Consider the following 5,554-nt stretch of genomic DNA (forward strand, 5'->3'; position numbering starts at 1 on the left):
CCGCCGGCCTCGTCGTAGCTGTCGAACGCGTCGATCACGCGCTCTTGGTCCTCCTCCTCGAGTCCGGACCACACCTCGCGTGCTCGGTCGATGCGGTCCAGCCGTTCGTCGGCGGCCTCGTGGCTCGCAAGTGGCGTGAGCACGCGGATTCGGTCGGCCGCGCCGTCAGTCAGTGCCTCGCCCGCGGCCAGTTCGAGCAGGTCACCGTACACGTCGCGGGCGTCACCGGTGCCCAGCGTGTCCAGCCCGGCCGCGCCCGTGGCCCGGCGGAGGATGCGCGTCGCCCGGCCGCGCGGGAGCCCGGCGTCGACGAGCGTGCTCACGTCCGCGGACTCGATCGCGCGCACCGCACGCTCGACCCCCAACTCGGCTTCGAGCAGGTCGGCCGTCTTCGGTCCGACGCCCCAGTACTCCTGCAGTCGCATAGGTGCTCATGCGGCCGGGGGTCCTTCAGCGTTGTCAGAACTCGACGGGGACCTCGATCAGCGTCGGCCGGTCGCGGTCGAACGCCGCGGTGAGCGCGTCGGGCAGTTCGTCGGCGGCGTCCTCGAACTCGATCCGCCGTGCGGCGGCGCCGAAGCTCTCGGCCATCTCGACGAAGTCGGGGTTCTCGATGTCGGTCGCCATCGTCCGGCCGTAGTCCCGGCGCTGGACGTCCTCGAGGATGTCGTAGGAGTCGTCGTTGCAGAGGACGATCGGCACGCCGAGGTCGTACTGCACCGCGGTCGCGAGGTCGCCGATCGTGAACAGCGACCCGCCGTCGCCGACCAGCGACACTACCTGCCGGTCCGTGCCGATCGCGGCGCCGAACGCCGCGGGCGCGCTGAACCCCAGCGTCCCGAACCCCCGCGGGAACAGGAACGATCTGGGCGCGCCTGTCGGGAACCGCGTCCGCGCGGCGTAGCTCACCTTCGTCATGTCGTTGACGACCACCGCGTCGTCGTCGAGCGCCTCCCGGAGCACGGCGAGCAGATGCAGGCGGTCGTCCTCGACACCGATCGAGAGCGGCTCCGGCCCCGCGTCGGCGGCCTCGGCCGGGCCGTCGAAGGAGAGGCGGCGCTCACTCACTCGCTCGGTGAGCGCGTCGAGCGTCGCTCCCGCGTCGCCGACGATCCCCATCGCCGTCTCGTGGTTGTTCCCGATATCCGTCGGGTCGATGTCGACGTGGATCAGCTCGTCGGGGAGGGGGGTGTCGCCCGTGTCCTGTGCGCTCAACTCCGTCCCGACAGCGAGCACGAGGTCCCGGCTCGCGACGAACTCGGCCGCCGGCTCGTGGCCCAGCGCCGTCGCGACACAGCAGTCGTGATCCGCGGGGACGACGCCTTTCCCGGCGGCGGTCGTGATTACGGGCATCTCGGTCTCGTCGACGAACGCCCGCATCGAGTCGGCGGCGTCGACGGTGCCGCCGCCGACGACGAGCAGGGGACGCTCCGCGTCGGCGAGCATCTCGGTCGCGGTTTCGACGCGCTCCGTGTCCGGGCCGGGCGGCGTGGCGGGCGTCCGGTCGACCAGTTCCACCGGCTCCGCGCGTTCGAGCACGTCCGTCGGGATCTGGACGTGGACGGGCCGGGGTCGGTGGCGGTCGAGGTAGTCGAACGCGTCGGCGATCGCTTCCGGCACGTCTGCGACGCGGTCGACGTGGTAGCTCTCGGCGGCGATCGACTCCATCACGCCCTGCTGGTCCTTGAGCTCGTGGAGGTGGCCTTTCCCGCGGTCGGCCTCGTTGGTCGCGTTCGTCGTGGAGATCACCAGCATCGGCGAGGAGTCGGAGTACGCCTGCCCGACCGCGGTCGCGACGTTGGTGAGGCCGGGACCGGTGATGACGAAGCAGACGCCGACGCGGCCGGTCGCCCGCGCGTAGCCGTCGGCGCCGAACCCCGCACCCTGCTCGTGGCGGGTGGTGACGTGGTCGATCCCGCTGTCGAGCAGCGCGTCGTAGATCTCGAGCGTGTGGACGCCCGGGATGCCGAACGCCACGTCGACCCCCTCGCGCTCGAGCTGTGCGACGACCGCCTCGCCGCCGGTGAGCGTGTCCATGGCCCTACCGGACGTGGGAATCACCGTAGTTCTTTCTCCGGGCGGCGGCGGGGATACGGAGCTTTTTGCCCCTACAGAAAGAGTCGCCGCTATGGGTGAGATCGACGCCGGGACGATCCACGCCGCCCTCGCGGACCGGCTGGGGACCGCACTCCGTGGGGTCATCAGGTACGACAGCGGGGAGTTCGATCACTCCCTCCGGGAGGACGTGGCGGCGCAGTACAGCGACGACGAGATCAGGGCGGTCGTCGACAACAGCATCGTCCACCAGCTCGACGCGCCGGCCGTCGAGTCGTCGTTCCGGCTTGGGAGTCTGGAGGCGGTCGTCCGGACGTTCGAACGCTCGTGGGTGGTCCGGGTCAGCGATGGCCCGAAGCGGGGCTGTCTGTTCTCCGTCGAGCGCGACCGCTCGGTGTCGATGGCGGCCGTGCAAGACGGGATCGAGATCGTGCAGGACGAACTCGGCGTGTGAAAACGGACGGGGAAGGAGCGACGCCTACCGCGGCGTCTGGCGGTATATCAGGTTCCGCTGGATCTCGTTGGCCCCCTCGTAGATCACGGGGATGCGGGCGTCGCGGTACGCGCGGGCGATCCGGCGGTCGGTGAAGATCGAGCGGCCGCCGTGGAGCTGCATCCCGCGCTCGGCCACGTCGACGGCGACCTCGGTGGACTTCGTCTTGGCCATCGCCGCCCAGTAGCCGGGGTTGTCGTGGTTCTTGACCTTCTCGGCGGCCTGCCAGTTCAGCGCGCGGGCCGCGCGGAACTCCGTCTGCATGTCCGCGAGGATGTGCTGGACCGACTGAAACTCGTTGATGTTGCGGCCGAACCCCTCGCGCTCGTGAACGAACGCCTCGGCCTCCTCGATCGCGGCGGCGGCGATCCCCAGCCCGTGGCCGCCGACGACGACGCGGCCGTGGTTGAAGAAGTCCGCCAGCGCGTAGAAGCCGCCGCCCTCGCTGCCGACGAGGTTCTCCTCGGGGATCCGGCAGTCGTCGAACACGATATGGCCCTGCTTGGAGGCGCGCATCCCCATCTTCTCGGGGATGTGCTCGGCCTCGTAGCCGTCGGTGTCGGTCTCGACGATGAACAGCGAGTAGTTGCCGTAGCGGTCGTCGCGGTCGCCGGTCTTGGCGTAGACGGTGAGCCAGTCGCCCTCGACGGCGTTGCCGACCCAGTACTTCTCGCCGTTGAGCACCCACTCGTCGCCGTCTTTCTCCGCGGTAGTGCTCATCCCCGCGAGGTCGGAGCCGGTCTCCGGCTCTGACACCGCGAGCCCGGAGATCTGGTCGTTCTGTGCGACCGGTCGGAGGTACTTCTCGTGTTGCTCCTCGCTGCCGTACTGTTCGACCAGCTCACAGCCGAAGGAGGCGAGCATCAGCGTCAGCCCGATCCCGGCGTCGGCGCGGTAGAACTCCTCGGCGATCGCGAGGATCTGCTGGATGTCGAACCCCCGGCCGCCGAGTTCCTCGGGCAGGTCGGCGGCGACGAGGCCGGCGTCCATCCCGGCCTCCAGCACGTCCCACGGGTACTCGCCGGCGTCGAACTTCTCGGCGGCGACGGGCATGATCTCGTCCTCCGCGAACGCTCTGGCCTCGGCTTTCGCCTCGCGTGCGTGCTCGGGGACGATCCCCTCGTCGAGCAGATCCATACCCCACGATGGGCGCGAGCGGGCAAAAAGCCACCCAGAACTGCCCCCCCGTGGTCCGCCGTTTCCGGCTACGTGCCGTCCGAGGCTGGGTCCTCGGCGTCTTCGTTCGCGGCGTCACCGTCCGGGGCGTCCCCTCCGTCGGCGTCCCAGTCATCGACCTCCCCACCTTCGTCGTCGCGTCCGTCCTCCTCCGGTTCGCGGTTCACGGTGTCGGCGTCGACTGTCACTCCCTCGTCGTCCGTTTCGATCTCGTCGTCGGAGCCTGACGGCTCTCCGACTGCACCGCCGGTGAGTCGATCGCTCGCTGCGTCGACGGTGTCGTGCGGCGAGGAGAGCGCGGCGCCGCCCAGTCGCGTCTCCTCCGCGGCGTCGGTCACGTCGAGCGCGCCGTCACCCTCCCGATCGTCGCCGAGCGGCGGGCGAGCCGAGCCGGCGTCCTCGGTCACGCTCTCCCCGGCGGCGGCCGGCTCCCGATCCAGCGCCGGCTCCGTGTCGGCGGCCCGGTCGGAGTCGTCCGTCTCCCCGTCCGACGGCTCCTCGCTCTCGGGGAGTTCGGTCGGTTCGTCCTCGGACGCCTCGCGAGCGACCGCGCGGACGCTCTCGGCGTCGCTTGCGGCACGGGCACTCGGCTGGTCGCGGCCGATCGAGACCGTGTCGTCCTCGCGCAGTCGCTCCCGGACGGCGTCGCGTTCGACGGTGCCGGAGACGGTCCGGGGGAGTTCCTCGGCGGTCCCGATCGTCCGCGGGAGCTTGAAGCCCGCGAGGCGCTCGCGCAGGTGGGCCTCGAGGTCGTCGACGTCAACGCCGTCCTCGGTCGGGACGAGCAGCGCGGCGACCTGCTCGCCCCACTCCTCGTCGTCCAGCCCCACGACGGCGGCGTCCTCGATGCCGGGGTGGGTCCGGATCGCCTCGACGACCTCGCCGGGGTCGACGTTCTCCCCGCCAGTGAGGATGCGGTCGTCCAGCCTGTTCAGCACGTACAGCCGCCCCTCCTCGTCGCGATACCCCACGTCCCCGGTGTGGAGACCGTGGGCGCCGATGGCCTCGCCCGTCGCCGCGGGGTCGCCGTAGTACCCCGGCGTCACGGTCGGCCCGCGGACCACCAGCTCGCCCGACTCGCCGGGCTCGACCGGGCTGCCAGCGGAGTCGACGACGGTCACGTCGGTCCAGAGCAGCGGCCGACCGACGGTGTCGGGGTGGTCGTACGCCTCCTCGTGGCGCGCGGTCGCGACCTGCGAGGCCGTCTCGGTCATCCCGTACGTCGGACAGATCGGCACCGAGTAGTCCCGGCAGCGCTCGATCAGCTCCTCGGGGCAGGGCGCGCCGCCGACGAGCACGAACCGCAGGCTGTCCGGCAGCGTGCCGCGCGACTCCAGCATTCGGCGCAGCATCGTCGGCACCAGCGAGATGCAGGTGGCGTCGTACTCCCGCAGGTCGTCGACGGTGCCGCCCGGGTCGAACGACTCGCGGACGATCACCGTCGTCCCGTACAGCGTCGAGCGGAGGACGGGGGCGATCCCGCCCATGTGGTGGAGCGAGAGCGGCACCAGCCAGCGGTCCGCCGGGTCGATCCCCAGCCGGAACGCGCTGGCGGTGGCGCTCGCGAGCAGGTTCCCCATCGTCAACGTCACTGCCTTGGCGTCGCCGGTGGTTCCCGACGTGAACAGCAGTAGCTGGGTGTCCCCTCGCTCCCACGTCGCCGGGGTGAACGACCCGGGCTCGGCGTCCGAGAGCGGCGTCGCGTCGCTCCAGTCGGCCTCGTCGATCGTGAACACGGGGAGCCACGGCTCGGCACCCTCGACGGCGACCGGGCCGGTGGCGGCGTTGACCTCCTCGGGGATCTGTTCGAGCAGGTCGTCGTCGTCCTGA

4 protein-coding genes and 1 pseudogene are annotated in these 5,554 nt (G+C 71.0%); 1 reads left to right on the plus strand and 4 read right to left on the minus strand.

Annotation, left to right across the window (positions count from 1 at the left end; translation table 11 throughout):
• Together ACFR9S_RS09350 and ACFR9S_RS09355 are read right to left on the minus strand one after the other, a co-directional pair.
• A pseudogene (locus ACFR9S_RS09350) lies at positions 1 to 425 on the minus strand (DNA mismatch repair protein); the annotation flags it as partial.
• A gap of 34 nt (positions 426 to 459) precedes the next feature.
• On the minus strand, positions 460 to 2,037 hold the full coding sequence (locus ACFR9S_RS09355; RefSeq protein WP_379818488.1) for a thiamine pyrophosphate-binding protein: 1,578 nt from the start codon (positions 2,035 to 2,037) through the stop codon (positions 460 to 462).
• A 91-nt stretch (positions 2,038 to 2,128) separates the two neighbouring features.
• Here ACFR9S_RS09355 and ACFR9S_RS09360 point away from each other — a divergent pair, with 91 nt between their 5' ends.
• Complete coding sequence (locus ACFR9S_RS09360) at positions 2,129 to 2,509, plus strand: hypothetical protein (protein ID WP_379732053.1); 381 nt, start codon at positions 2,129 to 2,131, stop codon at positions 2,507 to 2,509.
• A gap of 24 nt (positions 2,510 to 2,533) precedes the next feature.
• Here ACFR9S_RS09360 and ACFR9S_RS09365 read toward each other — a convergent pair whose 3' ends face one another.
• Together ACFR9S_RS09365 and ACFR9S_RS09370 are read right to left on the minus strand one after the other, a co-directional pair.
• The gene (locus ACFR9S_RS09365; RefSeq protein ID WP_379732052.1) at positions 2,534 to 3,685 is read right to left on the minus strand and encodes an acyl-CoA dehydrogenase family protein; all 1,152 of its coding nucleotides are present in this window, start codon (positions 3,683 to 3,685) and stop codon (positions 2,534 to 2,536) included.
• A gap of 68 nt (positions 3,686 to 3,753) precedes the next feature.
• Positions 3,754 to 5,554, minus strand: a 1,801-nt coding sequence (locus ACFR9S_RS09370) for an AMP-binding protein (RefSeq protein ID WP_379818489.1), incomplete at its 5' end; no start/stop codon positions are given.

Source organism: Halolamina salina (assembly GCF_042678005.1).
GTDB classification, from domain to species: domain Archaea; phylum Halobacteriota; class Halobacteria; order Halobacteriales; family Haloferacaceae; genus Halolamina; species Halolamina salina.

Excerpts from the sequence above, each read along its gene's own strand:
- ACFR9S_RS09365 (WP_379732052.1), bottom strand. The coding sequence starts at position 3,685 with ATGGATCTGCTCGACGAGGGGATCGTCCCCGAGCACGCACGCGAGGCG.
- ACFR9S_RS09355 (WP_379818488.1), bottom strand. The coding sequence starts at position 2,037 with ATGGACACGCTCACCGGCGGCGAGGCGGTCGTCGCACAGCTCGAGCGC.
- ACFR9S_RS09360 (WP_379732053.1), top strand. The coding sequence starts at position 2,129 with ATGGGTGAGATCGACGCCGGGACGATCCACGCCGCCCTCGCGGACCGG.